This window comes from Streptodolium elevatio (genome assembly GCF_053592165.1).
Genome location: NZ_JBSFVE010000008.1, coordinates 280,559 through 305,648 on the forward strand (window position 1 = coordinate 280,559; position 25,090 = coordinate 305,648).

General features: G+C 71.4%; 20 protein-coding genes and 2 tRNA genes. 2 read left to right on the forward strand and 20 right to left on the reverse strand.

What is annotated here, in order from left to right; translation table 11 throughout:
- Positions 1-74: 74 nt before the first annotated feature.
- From ACWD12_RS17545 to ACWD12_RS17590, 10 genes are all read right to left on the reverse strand, one after another.
- Positions 75-4,292: a ComEC/Rec2 family competence protein gene (locus ACWD12_RS17545; RefSeq protein ID WP_450100233.1), complete on the reverse strand. Its 4,218-nt coding sequence runs from the start codon at positions 4,290-4,292 to the stop codon at positions 75-77.
- Complete coding sequence (locus ACWD12_RS17550; RefSeq protein ID WP_450100234.1) at positions 4,289-5,365, reverse strand: helix-hairpin-helix domain-containing protein; 1,077 nt, start codon at positions 5,363-5,365, stop codon at positions 4,289-4,291. Before ACWD12_RS17550 ends, ACWD12_RS17545 begins: the two co-directional genes overlap by 4 nt.
- A 153-nt stretch (positions 5,366-5,518) precedes the next feature.
- Positions 5,519-6,364, reverse strand: coding sequence for a DegV family protein (locus ACWD12_RS17555; RefSeq protein ID WP_358363559.1), 846 nt, complete (start codon positions 6,362-6,364; stop codon positions 5,519-5,521).
- Positions 6,365-6,503: 139 nt separating this feature from the next.
- A complete protein-coding gene (locus tag ACWD12_RS17560) occupies positions 6,504-7,103 on the reverse strand; it encodes a hypothetical protein (RefSeq protein WP_358363560.1) in 600 nt (199 codons plus the stop codon).
- Between the two features lie 238 nt (positions 7,104-7,341).
- A complete protein-coding gene (leuS, locus tag ACWD12_RS17565; protein WP_450100235.1) occupies positions 7,342-10,224 on the reverse strand; it encodes a leucine--tRNA ligase in 2,883 nt (960 codons plus the stop codon).
- A 251-nt stretch (positions 10,225-10,475) separates the two neighbouring features.
- Positions 10,476-11,108: a lysoplasmalogenase family protein gene (locus ACWD12_RS17570; protein WP_450100236.1), complete on the reverse strand. Its 633-nt coding sequence runs from the start codon at positions 11,106-11,108 to the stop codon at positions 10,476-10,478.
- A 176-nt stretch (positions 11,109-11,284) separates the two neighbouring features.
- Positions 11,285-12,007, reverse strand: coding sequence for a gamma-glutamyl-gamma-aminobutyrate hydrolase family protein (locus ACWD12_RS17575; protein WP_450100237.1), 723 nt, complete (start codon positions 12,005-12,007; stop codon positions 11,285-11,287).
- A gap of 48 nt (positions 12,008-12,055) precedes the next feature.
- Entirely contained in the window at positions 12,056-12,820 is a 765-nt protein-coding gene (locus ACWD12_RS17580) for a 3-oxoacyl-ACP reductase (RefSeq protein WP_450100238.1), read from the reverse strand.
- Positions 12,821-12,975: 155 nt separating this feature from the next.
- On the reverse strand, positions 12,976-14,343 hold the full coding sequence (locus tag ACWD12_RS17585; RefSeq protein ID WP_450100239.1) for an aldehyde dehydrogenase family protein: 1,368 nt from the start codon (positions 14,341-14,343) through the stop codon (positions 12,976-12,978).
- A gap of 137 nt (positions 14,344-14,480) precedes the next feature.
- Positions 14,481-15,839 carry a glutamine synthetase family protein gene (locus ACWD12_RS17590; RefSeq protein WP_450100240.1) on the reverse strand — a complete coding sequence of 453 codons (1,359 nt, stop codon included), beginning with the start codon at positions 15,837-15,839 and terminating at the stop codon, positions 14,481-14,483.
- 94 nt (positions 15,840-15,933) lie between these two features.
- Between ACWD12_RS17590 and ACWD12_RS17595 the strand changes: the two genes are divergently transcribed.
- On the forward strand, positions 15,934-16,728 hold the full coding sequence (locus tag ACWD12_RS17595) for a FadR/GntR family transcriptional regulator (RefSeq protein WP_450100241.1): 795 nt from the start codon (positions 15,934-15,936) through the stop codon (positions 16,726-16,728).
- Between the two features lie 45 nt (positions 16,729-16,773).
- Here the strand turns inward: ACWD12_RS17595 and ACWD12_RS17600 are convergent, their stop codons facing one another.
- From ACWD12_RS17600 to ACWD12_RS17635, 8 genes are all read right to left on the reverse strand, one after another.
- Complete coding sequence (locus ACWD12_RS17600) at positions 16,774-17,427, reverse strand: signal protein (protein ID WP_450100242.1); 654 nt, start codon at positions 17,425-17,427, stop codon at positions 16,774-16,776.
- Between the two features lie 661 nt (positions 17,428-18,088).
- Positions 18,089-18,161, reverse strand: a tRNA-Ala gene (locus ACWD12_RS17605).
- 43 nt (positions 18,162-18,204) lie between these two features.
- Positions 18,205-18,277 (reverse strand) — tRNA-Ala (locus ACWD12_RS17610).
- A 95-nt stretch (positions 18,278-18,372) separates the two neighbouring features.
- Complete coding sequence (locus tag ACWD12_RS17615; RefSeq protein WP_450100243.1) at positions 18,373-19,149, reverse strand: glucose 1-dehydrogenase; 777 nt, start codon at positions 19,147-19,149, stop codon at positions 18,373-18,375.
- A 101-nt stretch (positions 19,150-19,250) separates the two neighbouring features.
- A complete protein-coding gene (locus ACWD12_RS17620; RefSeq protein WP_450100244.1) occupies positions 19,251-20,201 on the reverse strand; it encodes an alpha/beta hydrolase in 951 nt (316 codons plus the stop codon).
- Positions 20,202-20,211: 10 nt separating this feature from the next.
- Positions 20,212-20,991, reverse strand: a complete 780-nt coding sequence (locus tag ACWD12_RS17625) for a glucose 1-dehydrogenase (RefSeq protein ID WP_358362903.1) — start codon at positions 20,989-20,991, stop codon at positions 20,212-20,214.
- A gap of 113 nt (positions 20,992-21,104) precedes the next feature.
- On the reverse strand, positions 21,105-21,860 hold the full coding sequence (locus tag ACWD12_RS17630; protein WP_450100245.1) for a glucose 1-dehydrogenase: 756 nt from the start codon (positions 21,858-21,860) through the stop codon (positions 21,105-21,107).
- 179 nt (positions 21,861-22,039) lie between these two features.
- Positions 22,040-23,188, reverse strand: coding sequence for an LLM class flavin-dependent oxidoreductase (locus tag ACWD12_RS17635; protein ID WP_358362900.1), 1,149 nt, complete (start codon positions 23,186-23,188; stop codon positions 22,040-22,042).
- A gap of 109 nt (positions 23,189-23,297) precedes the next feature.
- Between ACWD12_RS17635 and ACWD12_RS17640 the strand changes: the two genes are divergently transcribed.
- On the forward strand, positions 23,298-23,936 hold the full coding sequence (locus ACWD12_RS17640) for a PadR family transcriptional regulator (RefSeq protein WP_358362898.1): 639 nt from the start codon (positions 23,298-23,300) through the stop codon (positions 23,934-23,936).
- A 90-nt stretch (positions 23,937-24,026) separates the two neighbouring features.
- Here the strand turns inward: ACWD12_RS17640 and ACWD12_RS17645 are convergent, their stop codons facing one another.
- Together ACWD12_RS17645 and rsfS are read right to left on the reverse strand one after the other, a co-directional pair.
- The gene (locus ACWD12_RS17645; protein ID WP_450100262.1) at positions 24,027-24,671 is read right to left on the reverse strand and encodes a histidine phosphatase family protein; all 645 of its coding nucleotides are present in this window, start codon (positions 24,669-24,671) and stop codon (positions 24,027-24,029) included.
- Positions 24,668-25,084 (reverse strand): ribosome silencing factor, encoded by a 417-nt coding sequence (rsfS, locus tag ACWD12_RS17650; RefSeq protein ID WP_358362897.1) that lies wholly within the window; start codon positions 25,082-25,084, stop codon positions 24,668-24,670. The genes ACWD12_RS17645 and rsfS overlap by 4 nt, the downstream gene beginning before the upstream one ends.
- Positions 25,085-25,090 lie beyond the last annotated feature (6 nt).

Consider the following 25,090-nt stretch of genomic DNA (forward strand, 5'->3'; position numbering starts at 1 on the left):
CGCGGGTCACCGCGGCCGGACGGGCCCGGGGGGTCACTACGAGCGCGGCACCCCGCCGCGGCCCGCTTGCCCGGTCACTTCTTCAGGGCGATCTGGTCCACCACCAGCGCACCGTCGTTGACCACCTGCAACCCGGTCACGCTCGGCCGGTGGATGACCGAGGTGGTCGCCTCCTGCCAGACGAACAACGGCACGTCCTGCGCGGTGAGCTTGACCAGTTCGGAGTACGCGGCACGCCGCCCCTCCGGCGTGGTGGCGGCCCGCGCCTGGTCGAGCGCCGCGTCCGCCGCCGGGTTGGCGTAGCCCGAGTAGTTGGTCGGGGAACCGGTACGGAACAGGCTGTCGATGCCCGGGTCCGGGTCGGCCAGCCACATACCGAAGTTCTGGGCCTGGAAGTCGCGGTTGACCAGCCCCTTGGTGATGTACGCCGTGACCTCCAGAGCCTCGACCTCCATCTTGACGTTTTTGTACTGGGCCAGTCGGCTCTGCATGTACTCGGCCGTCTTGCGCGCGTTGGCGTTCTGCTGCGTGAGGTACGTGAAGTTGACCGGCTTGCCCTCGGCGGCCAGCTCGTCGAACAGCTTCTGCGCCTCGGCCTGGTTGTACGCCGGCTGCGCCGACACCGACGGGTCGATCAGCGGGGAGTTGTCGGGGAAGAGTCCGTCCGCGGTCTTGATATCGCCCTGGTAGAGGGTCTGCATCATCGCGGCGCCGTCGAAGGCCATGGCCATCGCGCGCCGGGCGCGCGGGTCGTCGAAGGGCGCGCGGCGCATGTTCATCAGGAAGTACTGGCCGCCGTAGACCTGGGTCGTGATCGCCTCGAGGTTCTTGGTCGCGGCGATCTCCTCGGCCTCCCCGTTGGAGGTCACGGTGATGTCGGCCTGGTTGTTGCCCAGGGTGTTGAGCAGCTGCGTGCTGTCGGGCATGACCGTGAAGGTGATCTGGTCGAGCATGGGCAACCCGGCCTGCCAGTAGGTGGGGTTGCGCACCATGACCTGCTGGCTGCCGCGCACCCACTCCTTGAGCAGGAACGGGCCGGCACCGACCGGCTTGCTCGGGAACCCCTTGGGGTCGGCCTTGAACGCGGTGGGCGAGGCGATGTGTGCGAGGCCGTTGGCCACCGTGCGGTCGAAGTTCAGGTTGGGCTTCGCCAGCGTGATGCGCAGCTCCAGCGGCCCGGCGACCTCGCTGGTCACACCGGCCATGTTGGCGCGGTGGATGGAGCTCATCGCCGGGTCGTTGTTGGCGTCCCAGTTCGCCTTGACCGCGGCGGCGTCGTAGGGCGTGCCGTCGCTGAAGTTCACCTTGGGCTTGATCTTCAGCGTCCAGACCGCGCCGGTGGCGTCCGGGACGAGGCTCTCCGCGACGCGCGGTTTGACCTTGCCGTCGGCCGGGTCCAGGTACACCAGGAAGTCGTAGAGCGCGGCCATCCGGCTGGAGTCGGCCGAGCCGGTGTAGGACGCGGTGAACGGGTCGAGCCCGCGCGATTCCACCGGCAGCGGGATCGTGACCGAGCCGCCCCGCTGCGCGGTGCCGCCGACGGAACCGCCGTCGTCGGAGCCGCCCCCGCACGCGGTGGCCGACAGGGCGAAGGCGGCGGCCGCCGCCACCGCCGCGAGCCTTCGGCGCCGGACGCGCGGGGCGGAGCGGCGGGGCGGCATGGTTCTCGGAAACATCGGCGACTCCTCGGCGCTGAGGGCCCGTTCCCCCGGCGGAACGGCTCGGTGCGCCGTGCTCCTCGGAACCCTGCCTGTGGTGACACGTGCCTGGACTTGTGGTCCCTCCGACTTACTTGACGAACTCAAGCAACCACAGAGCGCCGAGCGATTCAAGGCAGAACTTTGTGCAGCGTGGCCGTGGTCGTGACGGGCCGGCGGGCCGCCTCGGGCGACGACCCGGGACCGGGGGCGGGTGGTGATGCGCAGGTCCTTGGCCGTACCGGACAAGGCGATTGCGCCCTGGAGGTCGGTACGGGCGGTGTGTGCGCCCGCCGCGGTGAGGAGCGAGAGCGCCGCACGGCTCGGATGGCCGTAGGTGTTCCCGGCGCCGACCGAGACGAGCGCCAGTCGCGGACGCAGGCCCAGGAACAGCGCCGGGTCCTGCCGCGCCGAGCCGTGGTGCGGGACCTTGAGGACGTCCACCCGGATGCCGGACAGGTCGGCACGCAACGCCCGCTGGGCCTCTGGCTCGACGTCGCCGGTGAACAGGATCCGGATGCCGGAGACCTCGGCGAGGACCACCGTGCTGGCGTTGTTGGGCGCCGAACCGCGGTACCGGCGGACGGCCTGCGGATCACGCGGGCCGATCACCCGCCACCGCAGCGCACCGTCGGCGACGACGCGTTGCTCGCCGTGCCGGGCAGTCTGCACCGGCACCCGGGCCGCCTCGGCCCAGCGCTGTACGCGGGCGACCTCGCCGGCCGGCTCACGCAGGCCGGACGTCTCGACGGCGCCGACCGCCCGGCCGTTCAGCACACCGGGCAGGCCCTCCACGTGGTCGGCGTGGAAGTGGCTGAGTATGACCAGCGGGACGCGGTCGATGCCGAGGTCGCGCAGGCACCGGTCGACGGCGTGCGGGTCGGGGCCGGTGTCCACCACGACGCCTCGGCCGTGTCCGGCGTTGAGCACGAAGGCGTCGCCCTGCCCGACGTCGCAGGCCACCAAGTGCCAGCCGGGCGGCGGCCACCCGGTGAGGGGACGAATGAGCGGCTGGGGGCGCAGCAACGCGATGAGCACCACGGCCGCAAGCACGGTGACGGCGACGGGCCGCCGGACGAGCGCACGGGTGAGGGGAATCGCGGCGACGGTGACGACGGCGAGGGCGAGACCGCCCGGCAGGCCGCCGGGCCAGCCGACGGTAGCCCCGGGGAACGCCGCCCCGGTGCGGGCGACCAGGGCGATCCACGCCACCGGCACCGCCGCAACGTGCGCGACCAGGGCGGCGGCCGGGATGTACAGGGGCGCCACGAGCAGCACGACGAACCCGAGCACGGTCGCGGGTGCGACGGCGAACTCCGCCAGCAGGTTGCACGGGACCGCGACGATGCTGACCCGCTCGGTGAAGGTGACGACAACAGGGGCGCAGACGGCCTGGGCGGCGCACGGGACCGCGACGACCACGGCGATCGGGGCGGGCCAGCCGCGGCGCACGAGGGCCGCGGCCCAGCGCGGGGCGATCAGCAGCAGGGCTCCGGTGGCCAGCACCGAGAGGATGAACCCGAAACTGCGCGCCAGCGCCGGGTCCAGCAGTACCAGAAGCAGTGCCGCGGCGGCCAGGGCGGAGGGGCCGTGGCGGCGCCACCCGCCGAACAGGGCGGCTAGCGTCACCAGCCCCATGAGCGCGGCCCGCAGCACGCTGGGTTCGGGGCGCGCGAGGACGACGAAGCCCACCACGGCCCCCGCACCCAGCACGGGCAACGCGCGCCCCCGGACCCCCACATGACGGAACGTCAGGAGCGCGGCGCCGAGCAGGATGGTGATGTTGGTGCCGCTCACCGCCATCAGGTGGGTAAGTTCGGTGGTCCTGAAGTCCTCGGTGAGACCAAGGGGAACGGCTGAGGTGTCGCCGACGACCAGGCCGGGGAGCAGCCCGCGCGGTGCGGCGGGCAGACCTGCGCAGGCCCGGCGCAGCCGGTCCCGGACATGGCCCGCCAACCGCTGGTGGTCGGACGGACGGCCGGTCACCCGGGGCGCGGATTCGACGATGAGGAGCGCGGTCGCCGGGCTGTCCGGCCGGGCGGCGACCAGCCGGCCGACCGCGTTGATGCGTGTGCCGGGCAGCAGCCGAGGCCACGGGGCCTGCCCGGTCGCCAGAATCAGCACGGGAGTTCGCAGGCGCACGGACGGGCCGGCGGGGGTGACGAGCCGGTCGACGCGCGCCGGGATGCGGAACTTCGCGGTGCCGAGCGATGTGCCGCGGACCTTGGGGACGACCACTGTCGGGTCGCCGGTGACGATGAGTTGCGCGGTGACGGTGGCGCCCCGGTCGGCGAGCGCACGGACGGGCCCGGCCCGCTGCGCGGAGGTCTGCAGGGTCGCGGACGCTCCGCCGGCCGCACAGCAGACGAGGGCGACGGCCGCCGTGGCGCGGATCGTGCGCCCCCGGCACAGGGCGGACAGGGCGGTTGCTCCGACCACGCAGCCGCCGACGAACGTCCAGGCCACGACCGGGCGTACGGCCGGAACGCACCACGCGGCACCCCAGGCCGCAACGGCGCCCGGAACGAGCCTGAGGTCGACCGCGGCGGTACGGGCGGCATCGCCCGGGCGGCCCTGGACCGGTGGCGTGCTCATACGCGCACCCTCGGGCGGAGTTCCTCGAAGCGGCGTTCGCCGATGCCGCGGATCTCGCGGAGTTGCTCGACCGAGGTGAACCGGCCGTGCGCGCGACGCCAGTCGAGGATGCTCGCGGCCATGACGGGGCCGATGCCGGGCAGGCCCTCGAGTTGTTCGGCGGTGGCCGTGTTCAGGTCGACGACACCGGCCGCCGCGCCGTTTGCCGCGCCCTTCCCCGCCGCGGACGCCGCGGGCGCACCCGCCGGGGCCGGGACGGCGGTTGCCCCGGGCACACCGACCGGCACCTGCTCGCCGTCGGACAGCACACGCGCCAGGTTGAGAGCGGCCAGGTCCGTACCGGGGAGCGCCCCGCCGGCCGCCTTGAGGGCGTCGTCGACGCGGGATCCGGCGGGGAGGGCGAACAGGCCGGGGCGGGCGACGCGTCCGACGACATGGACGGACACCGACGCGGCGGCCGCGGCCGCGGAGGGGTCGGTCGAAGCCGCCAGGGCAGCCGAGGCGGGCAAGGCAAGCGGATCCGGCCGGGGGGCGCCCGAGCCGAGCGATCCCGCAGTGGCACCGGGAGCAGCGGTCCCGGAATCGGCCCCGACAGCGGCCCCGGAGGCGGAGGCCGCGACGGCCGCAGGCACCGCCACCGTCTGCGGACGCGACCGCCACCAGCCCACGCCGGCGATGACGATCGCGAGGAGTGCCAGGGCGGCCACCGCCGCCACCACCCGCCCGTCCACCGCGATGCGGAACGCCTTGAGGCCGGGCGGGATTCGGTCCGCGACCGTCGCGGCGAAGCGGGTTGCGGCGGGCAGCGGCTCGGCGGAGGCGTCTCGGTCGGCCGCGGCGTCCCGGGACCCGCCGCCGACGGGCTCCGGGACGCCCGCCCACGGGTCCGGACCGGGTGGCGGCACGCCGGGCGGCGGGGTCTCGGGCGACGCCGCGGCGTGGCGCGAGGAGGCAGGGGCGTCGGAACGGTGCGGCCCGAGCGCGGCATCGGTTGCGTGCCGCCCGGTGGCGGCGTCGGCCGGGAACAACGCGGCGAGTCGGGAGGCGGTCCGGGGGTTCGGTGATTTCGACATGCCTCGACGCTAGGCGGCGAAGTCGGGCGCCCCGCGCCGGTGATCGAAATCTGTGGACAACCCCGAGCCTGTGGACGACGGGCTCGACCGCGGCCGTGGAGATGAGGTAGATGGCAACGCCCCGCGACACGCCGAACGAACCGCGCCGGCGCCCTACTTCGGGGAGACCACCACGGCGAGCAGCCCCGGGCCCGCGTGCGCGCCGATCACCGCGCCGACCTCGGATACGTACAACTCCCCCAGCTGCGGCAGGCGTTCGCGTAGTCGACCAGCCAACGCCTCGGCGCGGTCCGGGCTGGCCAAGTGGTGCACAGCCACATCGACCCGGCCCTCGCCGGCCGCTTCCAAGGCGATCTCCTCAAGCCGGCTGATGGCCCGCGCAGACGTGCGGACCTTCTCCAGCGGGGCCACCCGACCGTCCGAGACGTGCAGCAGCGGCTTGACCGCGAGCGCCGCGCCCATGAGCGCGGCGGCGGCGCCGATGCGCCCGCCGCGCCGCAGGTACTCCAGCGTGTCCACGTAGAAGAATCCCGAGGTCGCCCCCGCGCGCTTCTCCGCCGCCGTCGCCGCGTCCTCCGCCGACGCGCCGTCCGCCGCCGCCTCGGCCGCGGTCAGGACCGGGAAGCCCATGGCCATGGCCAGTGTCCGGGAATCGACCACACGGACCGGCACGGGGGACTCTCGCGCGGCCAGCAATGCCGCTTCGTACGTGCCCGACAGCTCCGCCGACAAGTGCACCGACACGATCTCGCGCGCGCCGCCCTCCGCGACCCGCCGGTACGTCTCCGCGAACGTCTCCGGCGACGGGCGCGACGTCGTCACCACGCGCTTCTGCCGCAGCGCCTCGGCAAGGCCGGCCGGCGTCGCCTCCGTCCCCTCGTCGAGCGGCCGCCCGCGGAGCACGACCTTGAGCGGCACGACGACGATGCCGTGCTGCTCGACGACCGCGTCGGGCAGGTACGCCGTGGAATCGGTAACGATCGCGACTTCGGTCGTCATGGGGCTGAAGCTACCCGTCGGCGAAGGGACAAGGGACGAGGAAAACGTTCACCGCACCCGGGCGGTCGGACACCGGTCGCGCGTCGGCCGCACATCCACCGTTCCGCGCGACCTGCCCGGCAAACGCGTCGCGCACGTGTCAGGGGCCGAGCGCGTCCTTGGCCGCCTGCGTGGTCTCGCGCAATGCCGCGACCTCCTGCTCGACCTCGCGCCCGAGCCGGTCGAGGTCGTCGTGCGCGAGAACCTGCTCGCGGTCCTGCGCGGCCCAGCGCAGCGACCCGGCGGCGTGCTGGACCCGCTCGGCCCGTTCGCGCAGCGCGGGCAGCTCGCGCTCCATCCGGACCGGGTCCGGCTCGCGCTCCAGCATCCGCAGGTCGGTGTCCAGGCCCTCGGCGAAGCGTTCGAGGCGGGCGAGGAGTTGCCGGGCCTCGGCGAGCTGGGTGTCCCGTGCGTAGCCGGCGTCGAGGACCCTGCGGGTGTGTTCGAGGGACTTGCGTACCGCGGACCGCAGTCGGGCCGCCTCGCCGGCGCCACCCGGGCGGGTGTACGCGCGGGCCCGCGACGCCGCGTCGTCCACCAGGCCCCGCAGGCGCGGCGCATGCCGGTCGATTCTGCGCCGCACCGCACGCCGCACCATCACCCCGATGATCACCACCACACCGATCAGCACCATCAGCGCGGCGACCCCTGCGCCCAGGAAGAGGGCGACGGCTTGCGCACCGTCCGAGGCGAGTGACACGGCTGGTCTCCTCCCAGGTCGCCACCTGCGAATGCCCCAACAGTAGCGCCGCTGAGGCACCGGGCGTCCGCGCCGGACGAAAACACCGCGATCCAGGGCGATCGTCACAGCCCGGAAATGCACCGTACACGGCAGGGAAACGAAGGTGGGCGAATCACCCTCGAACAGAACGGGCGCGGACGGAGAAGACCGTCCACGCCCGTCGGGACGCGGCCAGACGGGCGCGTCCGTGCCCGGCTCACGCCGGAACGATGTTCACCAGCTTGGGCGGCCGTACGACGACCATCCGCACCGCCGCGCCGCCCAGCGCGGACTGGACCGCCGCGTCGGCCAGGGCCAGTTCGCGCAGGTCGTCCTCGCCGATGCCCGGCGGCACCTCCAGGCGCGCCTTGACCTTGCCCTTGATCTGCACGACACACGTCACCGTGTCGTCGACGACGTACGCGGGGTCCGCCTCCGGGAAGTCGTGGTGCGCCAGCGACCCGTCGTGGCCCAGGCGCGCCCACAGCTCCTCGGCGACGTGCGGCACCAGCGGCGCGACCATCAGGACCAACTTGTCCGCGACCGGGCGCGGCACCGAGTCCAGCTTGGTCAGATGGTTGTTCAGCTCGATCGCCTTGGCGATGGCCGTGTTGAACCGCATGCCTTCCAGGTCCTTGCGCATGCCGTCGATCGCCTTGTGCATCGCGCGCAGCGTCGCCTCGTCGGGCTCGGTGTCGGCGACCCGCACCTCACCGGTCGACTCGTCGATGATGTTGCGCCACAGGCGCTGCAGGAAGCGGTACGAGCCGACGATCGCGCGCGTGTCCCACGGGCGGGAGGCCTCCAGCGGGCCCATGGACATCTCGTACAGGCGCAGGGTGTCCGCGCCGTACTCCTCGCAGATCTGGTCGGGAGTCACCGAGTTCTTCAGCGACTTGCCCATCTTGCCGTACTCGCGCTTGACCTCTTCGACCCCGAAGAAGAACTTGCCGTCCTCCTCCGTGACCTCTTCGGCCGGCACGTACACACCGCGCGCGTCGGTGTAGGCGAAGGCCTGGATGTAGCCCTGGTTGAACAGCTTGTGGAACGGCTCGAACGACGACACGTAGCCCAGGTCGAACAGCACCTTGTGCCAGAAACGCGCGTACAGCAGGTGCAGCACGGCGTGTTCGGCCCCGCCGACGTACAGGTCGACGCCGCCGGACGCGCCCGCGGTACGCGGACCCATCCAGTACTTCTCGTTCTCGGGGTCGACCAGCTGGTCGGGGTTGGTCGGGTCCACGTAGCGCAGTTCGTACCAGCACGAACCCGCCCAGTTGGGCATCGTGTTGGTCTCGCGGCGGTAGGTACGCGGCCCGTCGCCCAGGTCCAGTTCGACCGTCACCCAGTCCTCGCGCCGCGACAGCGGCGTCTCGGGCTGCGAGTCGGCGTCGTCCGGGTCGAACGTGCGCGGGCTGTAGTCGTCGATCTCCGGCAGCTCGACCGGCAGCATGGAGTCCGGCAGTTCGTGCGCGATGCCGTCCTCGTCGTAGACGATCGGGAAGGGCTCGCCCCAGTACCGCTGGCGGCTGAAAAGCCAGTCCCGCAGCCGGTAGGTGACGGTCGGCGCGCCGACGCCCTGCGCCGCCAGATGCGCGTCCATGGCGCGCTTGGCCTCGGTCACGTCCAGGCCGTTCAGGCTGAAGTCGGGCGTGGCCGAGTTGACGATCCGGGCGGTCTTGGAGACGAACGCGTCGTCCCAGGTGGCCGGGTCGGTCGAGCGGCCGTCGTCGGGCTCGACGACGCAGATCATCGGCAGCTCGAACTTGCGGGCGAACTCGAAGTCCCGGTGGTCGTGGGCGGGCACCGCCATGATGGCGCCGGTGCCGTAGCCGGCCAGCACGTAGTCGGCGATGAACACGGGGACGGCCGTGCCGCCGGCCGGGTTGACCGCGTAAGCCCCCGTGAAGACACCGGTCTTGTCACGGCCTTCGGTCTGCCGCTCGACCTCGGACTTGGACGCGGCCTCGGCACGGTACGCCGCGACCGCCTCCGCCGGGGTGGCCGCCCCGCCCGTCCACGCCTCCGGCGTACCCGCCGGCCAGGCATCGGGCACGACGGCCCCGACCAGCTCGTGCTCGGGCGCCAGGACCATGTACGTCGCGCCGAACAGGGTGTCCTGACGGGTCGTGAACACGCGGACGGACACGTCCTCGTGGCCCGCGAAGGCGAAGTCGATGTGCGCGCCCTCGGACCGGCCGATCCAATTGCGCTGCATCAGCTTGATCGGCTCGGGCCAGTCCAGCGTGTCCAGGTCGTCGATCAGCCGGTCGGAGTAAGCGGTGATCCGCATCATCCACTGCTTCAGGCTGCGCTTGAACACCGGGAAGTTGCCGCGCTCGCTGCGCCCGTCGGCGGTGACCTCCTCGTTCGCCAGCACGGTGCCCAGACCTGGGCACCAGTTGACCGGCGCCTCGGACAGGTAGGCCAGGCGGAAGCCGTCGACCACCTTCGCCTGCTCCGCGCGGCTCAGGTCGGCCCACACCCCACCGCCGGGAACCGCTCGGGTGCCCTTCTCGAACTGCTCGACCAGGTCGGCGATCGGCCGCGCGCGGCCCTTGCCGCCGTCAGCTTCGGTGTCGTACCAGGACGTGCGCAGTTGCAGGAAGATCCACTGCGTCCAGCGGTAGTAGTCCGGGTCGATCGTCGAGATCGAGCGGCGCGGGTCGTGGCCCAGGCCCAGGCGGCGCAGCTGACGGCGCATGGTGGCGATGTTCGCCTCGGTGGTGATGCGCGGGTGCGTGCCGGTCTGCACCGCGTACTGCTCGGCGGGCAGGCCGAACGCGTCGTAGCCCAGGGTGTGCAGCACATTGAACCCGGTCATGCGCTTGTACCGGGAGAACACGTCGGTGGCGATGTAGCCCAGGGGGTGGCCGACATGCAGGCCCACACCCGACGGGTACGGGAACATGTCCATCACGAACATCTTCTCGCGGCCCGCGACCTTGTCCGGCTCGGCCAGCGGGCCCACCGGGTTCGGGGCCTCGAACGTGCCGTCCCCTTCCCAGCGGTCCTGCCAGCGCAGCTCGATCTCGCCGGCCATGGCGGCCGTGTAGCGGTAGGGCTCGGTCGGCTCGGCGGCCTGCGTCGTCTCGGTCATCGTCCTCAGGGCTCCTGGGTGCACACGTGTGCGTGTCGTATTGGCCGTCGAAATAACGCGGTCTTGCCGGAAATACAAAAACCCCTCGCACAGGAGGGGTCGCCGCGCCGAGGTGGGCGACAGCGCCTCATGCGAGGTGGTCGCCCGTCCTGCTCAGCGCGGCCCGGTAAGCAGCAGTACGGCACGCATAGCCACAGGGTACCGGATGGTGCTCCGCCGACCTCGCGATATCCCCGCGAAGGCCGCCCGCGTCAGACGAGCGACAGGACGAGAAGCATCTGCGCGAGGTGGTACGACACCGCGATGCTGATGCGGGCGTACGGCGTTTCCTCCCGGAAGCGGTTCCACCCGGCGAGGGCGTCCGAGCAGTAGAACAGGAACGCCCCCGCGACCGCGGTCGGCCGACCGGTCGCGGACGCCGCCACCACCATGACCGACAGCACGCCGATGTAGATCACGACCGGCAGCGTCAACATGGGACGGGACGCGCGGACACCGAGGACAAGCCGGACCGCGTACCCGAGGGTTGCCACCAGAACGACCACGATGCCGGCCGCGGCCCACAGCCACGACCAGCCGACCTGCTGGAACCCGACGACATAGGCCGCGTGTGCCGCGAGGGACGCGCCGACGGCCGCCACGAAGTGCCGTTCGCCCCCGAGCGTGAGCACATCGCGGGTCAGCGACAGGCCGAGGGCTATGAGGAAGGCGGCGCGCTGGCTCTCGCTGGACGGGTCGAGTGCGGCCGCCACGGCTATGAGCGCCACGATGACGGCCGGCTTGGCCCGGCTTTCGAGCCGCAAATCCTCGCGTCCGACTGCGGCCCAGTCGGCGACCGCCACGATGGCGGCCACCGCGAACAGGGTCCACGCGAGGGGGGTCATGACCGGCGACCATACTGATTGGTAACCGGAGAATTCGCCTATCGGGGCAGTACGTCACGCAACCGTGATGCGCCTGAGTCCGACCCGCGTTGTGGTGCGCGTCTCCTGTCCTTGACATCAACCGGCGTGCGCGCCGGGGCGCACCGCGGCATGCGGGCGCCTCCGGCGCGGCGGCCTCAGACCGGGACCGCCGTCGACGCCGAGCGCGCCTCGGCCGCCGCCACGAGTCCCGCGAACGGCGACAGGTCGTCGTCCACCTCGGGGTGCCACTGCACCGCGATCGCGAACGGGTGGCCCGGCACCTCCAGCGCTTCGACGGTTCCGTCGGGGGCCCGCCCGGTCACCACGAGTCCGGCGCCGAGCGTGTCCACGGCCTGGTGGTGGTACGTCGCGACGTCCAACTCGGTCCGCCCGTACAACTGCGCCGTGCGGCTCCCCGGCACCAGGGAGACCGGGTGCCGCCCGTACTGCCCGGGAGCGGGCGCGTGGCGCTCGTCGCCGAGCCGGTCCGGCAGATGCTGGACCAGCGTGCCGCCGCGCAGGACGTTGAGGACCTGGAGGCCGCGGCAGATGCCCAGCACCGGGATACGTGCGTCGAACGCCCGCTCGGCGAGCGCGAACTCGGCCGTGTCCCGCGCCGGGCGCACGAACCCGGTGCGCTCGTGCGCCTCGCTCCGGTACCTGGCCGGATCGATGTCGCCGCCCCCGGCGATCAGAAGCGCGTCGATGCGGTCGACGACCTCGGCGACATCCGGCACGGACGGCAGGAGCACGGGCAGCCCGCCGGCGGCCGCGACACGGTCGACGTACGCCTGCGGGAGGAGCGTCGCCTGCACGTCCCAGGCGGCCCATTTGGCCTGTTCGCTGTAGGCGGTGATGCCGATGACGGGGCGGGGCATGAGAGGTACCACCTGTCTCGCTGACGATGCCGTGGTTCTTGCGGGCGGCTAGAGCGGTGTCACGTAGGCACCCGAAATCCCGCCGTCGACCAGGAACTCGGCGGCAGTGATGAAGGACGCGTCGTCGGAGGCGAGGAACGCGACCGCCGCCGCGATCTCCTCGGCCTCCGCGAAGCGCCCGGTGGGGATGTGCACAAGTCGTCGTGCCGCGCGCTCCGGGTCCTTGGCGAACAGCTCTTGCAGCAGCGGAGTATTCACCGGCCCCGGGCACAGGGCGTTGACACGAATACCCTCCCGCGCGAATTGCACGCCAAGTTCGCGCGACATGGCCAGCACCCCGCCCTTCGACGCGGTATAGGAGATCTGCGACGTCGCCGCCCCCATGCGGGCCACGAAGCTCGCGGTGTTGACGATCGACCCCTTGCCCTGGCGCTGCATGTAGGGGATGACGTACTTGCAGCACAGATAGACCGACGTCAGATTGACCTCCTGCACGCGGCGCCACGCGTCGAGGCCGGTGGTCAGGATCGAGTCGTCGTCGGGCGGCGAGATGCCGGCGTTGTTGAACGCGACGTCGATGCGGCCGTACGTGTCGAACGCGGCCTGGTACATGGCTTCGACGTCGGCCTCGGAGGTGACGTCGGCCTTGACGAACAGGCCGGCTGCCGCCTCCGCCGCGGCCTTGCCCGCGGTCTCGTCGACGTCGACGCAGACCACGTTGGCGCCCTCGGACGCGAGGCGCTTCGCGGTGGCCAGGCCGATGCCGCTGCCGGCACCGGTGATGACGGCCGTGCGGCCCTCGAAACGCTTCACTGTTCCTCCGTACGTGCTTTGATGCGGCGGTTGCCGGTCATCGGTCGGTCACTCCGTACCGATGGCGCTTGTCCGGTCATCGGTCACTCCGTTCCGATGCTCGCTCTGTCGGTCATCGGTCACTCCGGTCCGATGCTCGCTCTGTCGGTCATCGGTCACTCCGTTCCGATGAACACGTTCTTCGTCTCGGTGAAGGCCGCCAGTGCGTCCGGGCCCAGTTCGCGGCCGAGGCCGGACTGTTTGAAGCCGCCGAAGGGCGTCCAATAGCGGACCGAGGAGTGTGAGTTGACGGACAGATTGCCCGCCTCGACGCCGCGACTGACCCGCAGTGCGCGGCCGATGTCGCGGGTCCAGATCGAGCCGGCCAGGCCGTAGACGGTCGCGTTGGCGATGCGCACCGCGTCGTCCTCGTCCTCGAACGGGATCACCGCGGTCACCGGGCCGAAGATCTCGTCGGTGACGGTCCGGTCCAGCGGATCGGCGGGCGTCAGGACCGTGGCCGGGTACCAGAAGCCCTTGCCGGACGGCACCGTGCCGCGGATGGCGACGGGTGCGTCGTCGGGCACGTACCCGCGCACCCGGTCGAGTTGGGCGGCCGAGACCAGCGGGCCCATCTCGGTTGCCGGGTCGCCGGGGTCGCCCGCGCGCACCGCGAGGATGTGCGGCTCCAGCAGTTCGAGGAACCGGTCGTACGCGCCGCGCTGCACCAGAATGCGGCTCCGCGCGCAGCAGTCCTGCCCCGTGTTGTCGCAGAACGACATCGGCGCCGCCGCCGCGGCCTTCTCCAGGTCGGCGTCGGCGAACACGATGTTGGCGCTCTTGCCGCCGAGTTCGAGCGTCACGCGCTTCACGCCGCCCGCGGCGCGCGCCATGATCTCCTTGCCGACCACCGTCGAGCCGGTGAACACGATCTTGCGAACGAGTTCGTGGTCGACCAGCGCGCGGCCCGCCTCGGTTCCGCGGCCGGGCAGCACCTGGAACACACCCTCCGGAAGACCGGCCTCCAGTGCCAGTTCGGCGACCCTGAGCGCGGTCAGCGGCGTCAGCTCGGCCGGCTTGGCGACGACCGTGTTGCCGGCCGCGAGCGCGGGCGCCAGGCCCCATCCGAGGATGGGCAGCGGGAAATTCCAGGGCACGATGAGGCCGACGACGCCCAGCGGCTCCTGGAAGGTGACGTCGATGCCGCCCGGCACCGGGATCTGACGCCCGGTCAGGCGCTCGGGCGCACCGGCGTAGTAGTGCAGGACGTCGCGCAGGTTGCCGACCTCCCAGCGCGCGTTGCCCACCGGATGCCCGGCCTCGGCCACTTCGAGGGCCGCCAGTTCGTCGGTGTGGGCGTCGACGACCTCGGCGAAGCGGCGCAGCAGGCGGGCGCGGTCGCCGGGCGCGACGGCGCGCCACGACGGGTACGCGGCGGCGGCGCGGCGTACCGCGGCATCCACCTCGGCGGCACTCGCCATCGGCACGGAGGCGACCGTTTCCTCGGTCGCCGGGTTGATCACGTCGAAGACGTCGTCGGCCATCGCGGCCCTTTCTCTGTCTCTCTTGCGATGTCTTGATGCGTTGTGTGCCGCGCTCCGAGCCACAGACGACTCACCTGACACGTCACGCGGGCCGTGTGCGTTCGACCTCCGGCCGCCTCACGCGCCGTGCGCGCGCCCTACATGCGCTCGAAGCCGCGGAACAACTCCCAGTCGGTGACCGCCGCTTCATACGCCGCCAGCTCCACGCGCGCGGCGTTCGCATAGTGCGCGTGCACCTCGTCGCCGAACACCGCGCGCGCGAGCTCGCTCTTCTCCCACAGGTCCAGCGCCTCGCGCAGCGTGGTCGGCACGGTTTCGGCGCCGGAGGTGTACGCGTTGCCCGTCTGCGGTCCCGGCAGCGGCAGTTCGTTGTCGATGCCGTACTGGCCCGCGGCGATCATGCCCGCGACCGCGAGATACGGATTCACGTCGCCGCCGGGGACGCGGTTCTCGACACGCAGCGACTGGCCGTGGCCGACCAGGCGCAGCGCGCACGTCCGGTTGTCGACCCCCCACTGCACGGCGGTGGGGGCGAAGGTGCCGGGCTGGTAGCGCTTGTAGGAGTTGATGTTCGGCGCGTACAGCAGGGTGAACTCGCGCAGTGTGACGAGCTGGCCGGCCAGGAAGTGCGCGCCCGCCTTGGAGAGCCCGTACGGCCCGTCACCGCTCAGCACCGGGCCGTCCTCGCCGTGCAGCGACAGATGGATGTGGCACGAATTGCCCTCGCGCTGATTGGGCTTGGCCATGAAGGTCAGGCTCATGCCCTCCTGAGCGGCGATCTCCTTGGCACCGTTCTTGTAGATGCTGTGGTGGTCGCAGGTGCGCACGGCTTCGGTGTAGCGGAAGGCGATCTCGTGCTGGCCGAGGTTGCACTCGCCTTTCGCGGACTCGACGTACATGCCCGCGGCGGTCATCTCGTTGCGGATGCGCCGCAACAGCGGCTCGATCCGGGCGGTGCCGAGCACGCTGTAGTCGACGTTGTACTGGTTGGCCGGCGTGAGGTCGCGGTAGCCGCGGTTCCACGCCTGCTCGTACGTGTCGCGGTAGACGACGAACTCCAGCTCGGTGCCCACCATCGCGCGCTGCCCCAGGGCCGCGAGCCGGTCCGTCTGCGCCTTCAGGATCTGCCGCGGCGAGGCGACCACCGGGCGTCCGTCGGGCCAGGCCAGGTCGGCGAGCACCATCGCGGTGCCCGCGTTCCACGGCACTTCGCGCAGCGTCGCCATGTCGGAGACGAGGACGAAGTCGCCGTACCCGGTCTCCCAGGAGCTCATGGCGTAGCCGTCGACGGTGTTCATGTCGATGTCCACGGCCAGCAGGTAGTTGCAGCCCTCGGTGTGGTGGGCGACGACCTCTTCGAGGAAGTAGCGCGCGGACAGGCGCTTGCCCTGGAGCCGGCCCTGCATGTCGGTGAAGGCGACGAGGACGGTGTCGATCTCCCCCTCGGCGATCCGGGCCCGGAGCCGGTCCACGTCGTACGGCTGTTCCCCTGCCACGGCCGCCCTCCCCTGCGTCACACCGATCTCCCGTCGTCCGGCCATCGTTCGGGGCTATCCAATCTCATTGGTCTAACATCAGTCCATTGATTGGATGAAAGAATCCGCGCGTCGAGGGGGTGGTGCGGTGCCGACCGACGCCGATGAACGCGCGTCCGAGTCCGGGGCGTGGGGCGATCCGACGGCCGACGCGGTGCTGCGCCCGGTCCGCGCGGGCAACGCGTTCGAGGAGACCGTCGAACGCCTCATGGCCGCGATCAAGCTCGGCGTCGTACCCCCTGGCGCCAGGTTCCCCGCCGAACGCGACCTCGCCGCCCGTCTGGGCGTCAGCCGGATCACCCTGCGCGAGGCGCTCCGCGCGCTCCAGCAGGCCGGACACGTCGAGGTACGCCGGGGCCGCTTCGGCGGGACGTTCGTCACCGGCCCGCCGCCGGCCCCCGAACCGGGCGAGGCGCGCCGCCGTGTCGAGGACATGGGACCGGCGCTCGACGACGCCCTCACCTTCCGCGAGGTGCTCGAAGTCGGCGCGGTGCAGACCCTCGCCGGACGGGGTCTCGACCCGGCGCAGCGCGCCCTCCTCCTGGCCCGCCTCGACGCCGTCGACACCGCGACCCCCGAGGACTACCGCCGCCTCGACACCGCGTTCCACCTGACGCTCGCGGAACTGACCGGGTCGTCCAGCCTCACCGCGGCCGCGGCGGACGTCCGCATGCGCCTCAACGACCTGCTGAACGCCATCCCGGTCCTCGAACGCAACATCGAGCACAGCGCCGTGCAACACGCCGCGATAGTCCGGGCCGTCATCGACGCCGACCCCGAAGCCGCCCGCCGGGCGATGGCCGAACACCTCGACGGCACAGCAGCGTTGCTCCGCGGCTTCCTCGCCTGACCCGCCGGTGCGCCTTCGGCGCGTGCGCGATCGCGACCTGCGGCCTCAGTCGGCGACGTTGAGGGTGTACTCGACCGACACCTTGAAGTCGTCGCTGACGCCGCTGATGGTGAGCTTGTGGGCGCCAGGTGCGAGCGGGGCCAACGTGAACCACAGACCGCAGCCCTGCTTGGACACCTCGCCGGCGCTATTGGTCACAGGATTTCCCGCGACACCGGTGAACTTGACCGCCTCGGGCCCGACCTTCTTGACGTCTACCGGGCTGCCGTCCAGGACCACTTCGCCGTCCGACGCCGCGATGAACGCCTCGCACTGCTCGGCGGTGTCCGCGGTGCGGTTCAGCAGCGGGCCCGCCAGCGCGCGACCGGCCGGAACCGTGCAGGTGCGCTTCGCATCGGCGCCGAACGTACCGGCCACGAACCACACATCGTCGGGTTGTCCCTGCGCGCACTGCTGACCGGTCGTGTCGGACACCGGGTTCGTCGCCGCCGGCTGCGACGCCGCCCAGCCCCACCAACGGGACTGCAGATCCGCGATCTCGTCCCCGCCGGGCGCGGCCGGAATCGGCGTGTCCGCGATGCCGGCTCCCGAAGAGGACGCGGCGGACGGCTTCTTGTCGTCCGAACTGCACGCGGACAGCGTCATCGCGGCACAAATCACCAGAGCAAATGAGGCGAGGGAACTACGGCGTCGGGTCACGGCGATCATCGTAGAGGCGCCCCCGACCCGCCATACGGAAACCAAGCAGGGCTGAACGGTGGAGACGGTGTAGGTGGTCGGCCCTTGGCCGGAGATGGGCGCTTGTGTTTGAGCGCGGTCGGAGTGCTGCCACCCGGCGGCCTCCGGCCGCGTGGTGCGGGGCACCGGTCCGGGCGGAACCGCCCCGGAGAGGACGGTCGGGGGCCGGGCATGGGGTGGGACCGACTCGAAGAAGGCGGGTCGGAAGTGACGGTGGGTTTCCCGTCACGCGGGGAGCGGCTCCGGGCAGGACGGTCATCAAAGGGGGGCGGAACACCATCACCGAGCAGACCACCCCGAAGCAGAAGCCTCCCCCGACCGCACCCACCACCCGAGCCGGAACACCCCGCAGAGGAGGGGGGCGCGGGTGGCGAAGCCGCCAAAAACAAAGTCACCCCGACCGCGCATTAGCGGGAAGGTCTGTAAGGGGCGGAACACCATCACCGAGCAGACCGCCCCGAAGCGGAAACAGCCCCACCCGACCGCATTCACCACCCGAGCCGGAACACCCCGCAGAGGAGGGGGTGCGGGTGGCGAAGCCCCCGCCCAGCGGCGAAGCCGCCAAAAAACAAAGTCGCCCCCGCCCGCGCTTTCTGCGGGCAGGGGGCGTCCAAAGACTTTGTGGAGCTAAGGAGACTTGAACTCCTGACCCCCTGCATGCCATGCAGGTGCTCTACCAGCTGAGCTATAGCCCCTTGCGGACGCCTGAGCGGGTGTCCGGTTCAGTTGTGTTGTGAGTGGAGCTAAGGAGACTTGAACTCCTGACCCCCTGCATGCCATGCAGGTGCTCTACCAGCTGAGCTATAGCCCCTCACCCGGCAGCCGGTCGCCCGGCTGGCCAGGGATTACTTTACATGCTCGCCGTGCCAAGTTCCTAACCGATATGCCTGGCGGCAAAAGCGCAGGTCAGTAGCGTCCAGGCGGGGGTACGGCGCCTGCTGTCATGCCGCCGTCGACGACGAGCTCGGCGCCGGTCATGTAGGACGAAGCGTCGGAGGCGAGGAAGGCGACGGTCTCGGCGACCTCTTCCGGGACGGCGACGCGGCGCAGCGGTACGGCCGGGAACTTGCCCGGGCCGCGCTCGACGCCGACCTTGGCGATCATCGGGGTGTCGATGACGCCGGGGTAGACCGAGTTGATGCGTACGCCGTGTTCGGCGACCTCCAGCGACACCGTCTTCGACAGCCCGCGTACCGCCCACTTGGTGGCACCGTAGGCGGCGTGCGACGGCAGGCCTTCGAGGCCGGACTGCGACGAGATGTTGACGATGGAGCCGGCGCGCTGCGCCTTCATCGTCGGCAGGACGGCCTGCATGCCGAGGAACACGCCCTGGAAGTTGACCTTGAAGATGCGGTCGAGTCCGTCGATGGTCTCGTGCTCGAACGGCTTGGTCCAGTAGATGGCCGCGTTGTTGACGAGGACGTCGACCCGGCCGAAGTTCTCCAGCGCGGTGGCGACGACCTTCGCCCAGTCCTCCTGCGACGAGACGTCGTGCCGGACGAAGAGGGCGGCGTCGCCGAGTTCGGCGGCGACCTTCTCGCCCTCCTCCTCCAGGAGGTCGGTGAGCACCACGCGCGCGCCCCGGGCGACGAACAGGCGTGCCTCGGCCTCGCCTTGGCCACGCGCGGCGCCGGTGATGATTGCGACCTTGCCGTCGAGCTGGTCGGCGAGTTGGGGTGCCATGGTGCTCACCTTCTCTTGGGGAACGGCGGATTTCGGTGGTCGAGCGCCGAACGGGGGCGGCACCTGTCGGCGCCACCCCCGTTCGGCGATACGGTCTTTCGCTATGCCAGCGCCTTGCGCAACGCCTCGGTCGCCTCGGCGAACGCGGTCGCGGCGGTCGGCACCAGCGCGCCCATGCCGATGGCGCCGTGGAACATGCCCTCGTAGACGCCGTACGACGCGACCACGCCGGCCTCGGCGAGGCGCCGGGCGTACGCGACGCCCTCGTCCCGCAGCGGGTCGAGGGCGGGTGCGACCACGAACGCCGGTGCCAGGCCGCTGAGATCGTCGGCCGTGCCGGGTGAGGCGTACGGGTGCGCCGGGTCGCCGTCCGGGCCGATGTACTGCGTCCAGAACCACGCCAGTTGCGCGGCGGTCAGGAAGTAGCCCTCGGCGTTCTCGCGGTACGACTCCGTGGCCCGCCGGTGGTCGAGCACCGGGTAGAGCAGCAGTTGGAACGTCGGCTGCGCGACTCCGCGGTCGCGTGCCATGAGTGCGACGGCCGCCGCGAGGTTGCCGCCCGCGGAGTCGCCCGCCACCGCGACGCGCGCCGGGTCGCCGCCGATCTCGGCGGCGTTCGCGCGCGCCCAGACGTAGGCGGCGTACGCGTCCTCGGCCGCCCCCGGGAACCGTGTCTCGGGTGCGAGCCGGTAGTCGACGGAGACGAACACCGCGCCGGTGGCGTTCGCGAGGGCGCGGACCGACGAGTCGTAGGTGTCGACGCTGCACAGCACCCAGCCGCCGCCGTGGCAGAAGACGACGACGGGGAGGACGTCGGCGGGCGCGCTGCCGTCCGGGCGGTACACGCGGACCGGGATGTCGCCGCCGGGACCGGGGACCGCGAGGTCGCGTACCTCGGCCACGGGTATCTCGGGCGCGGGCGACTTGGGTGCCGCGGCCAGGATCGTGCGCGCCTGCACGGCGTCGTCGATCTCGGTGCCGACCTGCGGGAAAACCGAGGTCATCGCGTCTATGAGGCCGCGGACCGCGGGCTCGGGGGCCTGTGCCGGCATCTGTTTCGCCTCAGCCTTCCACGACGTTGCCGACGGTGGGTCCGGCGGTCCAGCCGCCGTCGACGGCGAGTTCGGCGCCGGTGACGTACGAGGCGGCGTCGGACAGCAGGTACGCGACGGCCGAGCCGACCTCGTCCGCGTCGCCCGCGCGGCCCATCGGGGCCTTGGGGTAGCCGCCCTCGCCCGGCTTGACGCCCACGACGGCGGTCATCGGCGTGTAGATCATGCCGGGGTGCACGGAGTTGACGCGGATCTTGTCGCCGGCCAGTTCGATGGCGGCGGTCTTGCCGATGCCGCGCACGGCCCATTTGGCCGCCGAGTAGGAGCCGGTGTAAGGCAGGCCCATGAGGCCCGCGGCGGAGGAGATGTTGACGATCGAGCCGCCCCCGGCCTGCTTCATCGCGGGGATCACGGCCTGCATGCCGATCCACACGCCGGTCAGGTTGACCTTGATGACGCGCTCGAAGTTCTCCAGCGTCTCCTGCGTGAACGGGCCGCCTGCGGTGACGCCGGCGTTGTTGACCAGGCCGTCGATCCTGCCGAACTCGGCCAGGGTGAAGTCGACGACGGTCTGCCACTGATCCGGGTCGGTGACGTTGTGCGCGTGGAAGCGGGCGTTCTCCCCCAGGTCCGCGGCCGTCTTGGCGCCGAGTTCCTCCTGCAGGTCGGTGATGACGACCTTGCCGCCGCCCGCGACGACCTGGCGGGCGGCGGCCGCGCCGAGTCCGCCGGCCGCGCCGGTGATGATGACGACCTTGCCCGCCAGGTTCGGGCCCTGGAGTTCCGCCATGGTGATCGCTTCCTTCGTCGTACGTCGCCCGCGCGGCCGGCGCGGGCTATACATGCAGAGTACAACTAAAAGTTATATAGCAGAAAGGGGCACTCTGGTCCGGTCGGCAGCGGTCAGCCGCGCATCGGCGGCACGATGCCCGCCGTCGAGCCGCCGTCGATGACGAACTCGGTCCCGGTCATCCACGACGACGCGTCCGAGGCCAGGAACACCACCAGCTCGCCGATGTCCTCCGGCTCCCCCACCCGGCGCAGCGGCACGGCCGGGAACCCGCCGCGGCCCCGGGTGACCTCGCGCCCGAGCATCGCGGTGTCGACGCCGCCGGGGTGCACCGAGTTGACCCGGATGCCGTCCTCGCCGAGTTCCAGCGCGGCGGTCTTGGTCAGGCCGCGCACCGCCCACTTGGAAGCGCCGTACGCCCCGTGCCTGGGGATGCCCTGCAGCCCCGCGAGCGACGAGATGTTGACGATCGAGCCGCCGCCGCGCGCGATCAGCGACGGGACGACCGCCTGGATGCCGTGGAACGCGCCGAACAGGTTGACCTTGAGGATGCGGTCGAGGTTCTCCGCCGTCTCCTCCATCACGAGCGCGTGCCGCAGCAGGCCCGCGTTGTTCACCAGGACGTCGACGCCGCCGAAGGTCTCGGTCGCGATGCCGACCACGCGGGCCCAGTCCTCGGCGGAGGACACGTCGTGCCGTACGAACACCGCCGCGTCGCCGATCTTCTCGGCGGCCGCACGGCCCTCGTCCTCCAGGATGTCGGTCATGACGACCTTCGCGCCGCGCTCGGCGAACAGGCGGGCCTCCGCCTCGCCCATGCCGCGCGCGGCCCCCGTGATGATCGCGACCTTTCCGGTCAGGCTCGCCATGTCGTCGTACCCCTCGCCTCGGCGCTGCGCGTCGTCCCCGCCGTCGGCCGGACGCGCGGCACCGACGCGTGGTCGGCGCGGGCAGGACGGCCGTGCGGGATCCCGTACGGATTACACATGGGTCGGGTCGCCCGTTCCAGTCCTCCGCACCGGAACGGGCGACCCGGTCTGATGCGGCGTCAGGCGCCGAAGCTCTCGCCGTACTTCTTGCGGAAGTGCGGGATCACCTCTTCGCCCCAGATCCGGATGGTCTCCATGCACGCCTCCTGCGGCACGGTGCCCATCTGGATGAGGCACATGATCTCGTCGGCGCCGGCGTCGATCAGCTTCTGCACGTAGCCGATCGCGTCCTCGGCGGTGCCGTACGCGTGGTTGATGTTGTACGTCGCGGTCGCGTTCACGGTGACCGGGATCTTCGCCTCGTGCAGCATGGCGACCTGCTGCTCGGCGGCGTCCTGGATCTCCTTGACGTGGTCGACGCCGTCGACGACGGCCTCGTCCGGGATGCCCGACTTGCCGCCGGAGAACCAGTGCGCGATGGACTGCGCGAAGAAGCGCTGGCCGCGGGCGCCGATCTGGCGGGCCTTCTGGCCGTCCTCGGCCACGATCGTCGGGCACAGCGCCACGAGGTGGTTGTTCTGCACGGTGGAGACGAACTGGCTGCCGTCGCGGGCGTCGATCGCGTCGCGGTAGATCTTGTTGAGGTTCGCGACCTCCTCCGGACCCGCGAAGCCGAGCACGAGCGCGCCGACGCCCATGTTGGCGGCCTCGACGAGGCTCGGCTGCTTGCTGCACGCGAGGAACAGCGGCGGGTGCGGGGTCTGCACGGGGCGCGGCAGGATCGGGTGGGGCGAGATCTTCATGAGCTCGCCGTCGTACTCGAGCTCGTCCTGCTGCCACGCGGCGCCGATGATGCGCAGCGCCTCCTCGACCTCGGCTTTGGTGCGCTCGATGTCGGCGCCGACGAGGCTGGTCTCCTGCAGCGTGCCGCCGCGGGCCGCGCCCACGTCGAGGCGTCCGCCGGACAGGGTGTCGAGCATGCCTATGCGCTCGGCGACGCGCGCCGGGTGGTTGAAGTTGAAGGGCATGCAGACGGCGCCGTGCGCGATGCGGATCCGCGACGTGCGCGCCGCGACCCAGGTCAGGAAGATCTCCGGGGCGCTCATGTGCGAGTACCACTTGGTCGAGTGGTGTTCGACGGCCCAGATGCGGTCGAAGCCCATCTCCTCGGCGTAGACGGCCTGCTCGACCGAGTCGAGGATGACCTGCCGCTCGTGCTCGGCGGTCGGATTGGCCATCTGGGCCTCGAAGATCATCGAGAACTGCATGCCGTACTCCTGGGGTCTGGCGCGGAATACTCCAATTAGATGTATGACTGACTGCGACGTCAAGAGCTGAGCTGACGTAGAATCAGTTGCACCAGAGGGAGGGACACCGATGAGCGAGTCGTCGGCACCATTGCCGAAGCTGCCGAACACCGCGTGGGCGGTGTTGGGGTTGCTGTCCTTCCCCGGCGAGCGCTCCGGGTACGACCTGAAGAAGTGGGCGGACTCCTCGCTCCGCTTCTTCTACTGGAGCCCGGCGCTCAGCCAGATCTACACCGAGCTCAAGCGCCTGGAGCAGCTCGGGTTCGCGGTGTCGCGCATCGCGTCGCAGGACGAGCTGCGCAACAAGCGCCTCTACTCCATCACCGAGGCCGGGCAGCAGGCCCTGGCCACCTGGGCGCGCGACACGCCGGCCGGCCCGCCGGTGCTCAAGCACGGCGTCGCGCTGCGCGTGTGGATGGGGCACCTGTCCGAGCCGGAGGAGCTGCGCAAGACGCTTGTGGAGCACCGGGATTGGGCGGACCGTACGCTCGCCGAGGTGCTGGCGTCCGAGGACACCGCACAGGACCGCTGGCCTTTCCCGGCGCTCGTACTCAAGTGGAGCGAGCGCTACTACCAGGCCGAACGCGACCTGGCCGAGGGCATGTTGGCCGACCTCGACGAACTCTTCGAGCACGGCGACGTGCACGTGGCCGAACGCCCGCCCGCGGGGAACGCACAGAACGAGCAGGCCGCGCAGAAGCGGCAGTGACGACGCAGGGGCGGCGCCGATCGGCACCGCCCCTGTTGAAGCGTCAGATGTGCACCGCCGGAAGAGCCGGAACCGCCGGACCTGTCCGGGTCAGACCTCGTCGCCGAGCACCGGCTCGGGCAGCGTGCCCGCGTTGTGCTCCAGCAGCCGCCAGCCGCGCGCCCCCGGTCCCAGGACGGACCAGCAGCAGTTCGACAGCGCGCCGAGCGAGCCCCAGGTGTCCTCGGGCAGGCCGATCATGCGGCCGATCGCGCACCGGATGGTGCCGCCGTGCGACACCACGACGAGGGTGCCGCCCTCGGGCAGCTTCTCGACCGCGCGTTCGATCGCGGGCACCGCCCGGTCGGCGACCTCGGTCTCCAGTTCGCCGTCGCCGCGGCGCACCGGCTCACCCCGCCGCCAGGCCGCGAACTGCTCCGGGAAGCGCTCCTCGATCTCGCGGTTGGTCAGCCCCTGCCAGTGCCCCGCGTAGGTCTCCCGCAGCCCTTCGTCGAGGGTCACCGAGAGCCCCGTGAGCTGCGCGAGTTCGGCCGCCGTGTTCGCGGTGCGCGTCAGGTCGGACGACAGGATCGCGTCCGGCCGCAGCGCCGCGAGCAGCCGCGCGGACCGGGTCGCCTGCGCGAGCCCGGCCTCGGTGAGCGGGATGTCCGTCTGCCCCTGGAAGCGCCGCTCGACGTTCCACGTCGTCTGCCCGTGCCGCCACAGCAGGACGCGGCGGCCGCCCTGCCCGCTCAGCTCGCGTCCTCGATCGCGGCACCGGCCTCGGCGCGCTCGGCGTTGACACGCTGCACCGACTCCGGCAGCTCGATCTTGGGGCAGTCCTTCCAGAGCCCTTCGAGGCGGTAGTAGGCCCGCTCCTCGGCGTGCTGCACGTGGACGACGATGTCGATGAAGTCGAGCAGGACCCAGCGGGCCTCGCGGTCCCCCTCACGGCGGACCGGCTTGGCGCCGAGCGCCCGCAGCCGCTCTTCGACCTCGTCGACGATCGCCTTCACCTGGCGGTCGTTGGGTGCGGAAGCGAGGACATAGGCGTCGGTGATGCCGACGACCTCGCTGACGTCGTACGCGACGGTCTCCGTCGCGAGCTTTTCCGCGCACGCCTCGGCGGCGGCGTTGACGAGCTCGATGGCGTGGGTTGTGGCGGTCACGATCTG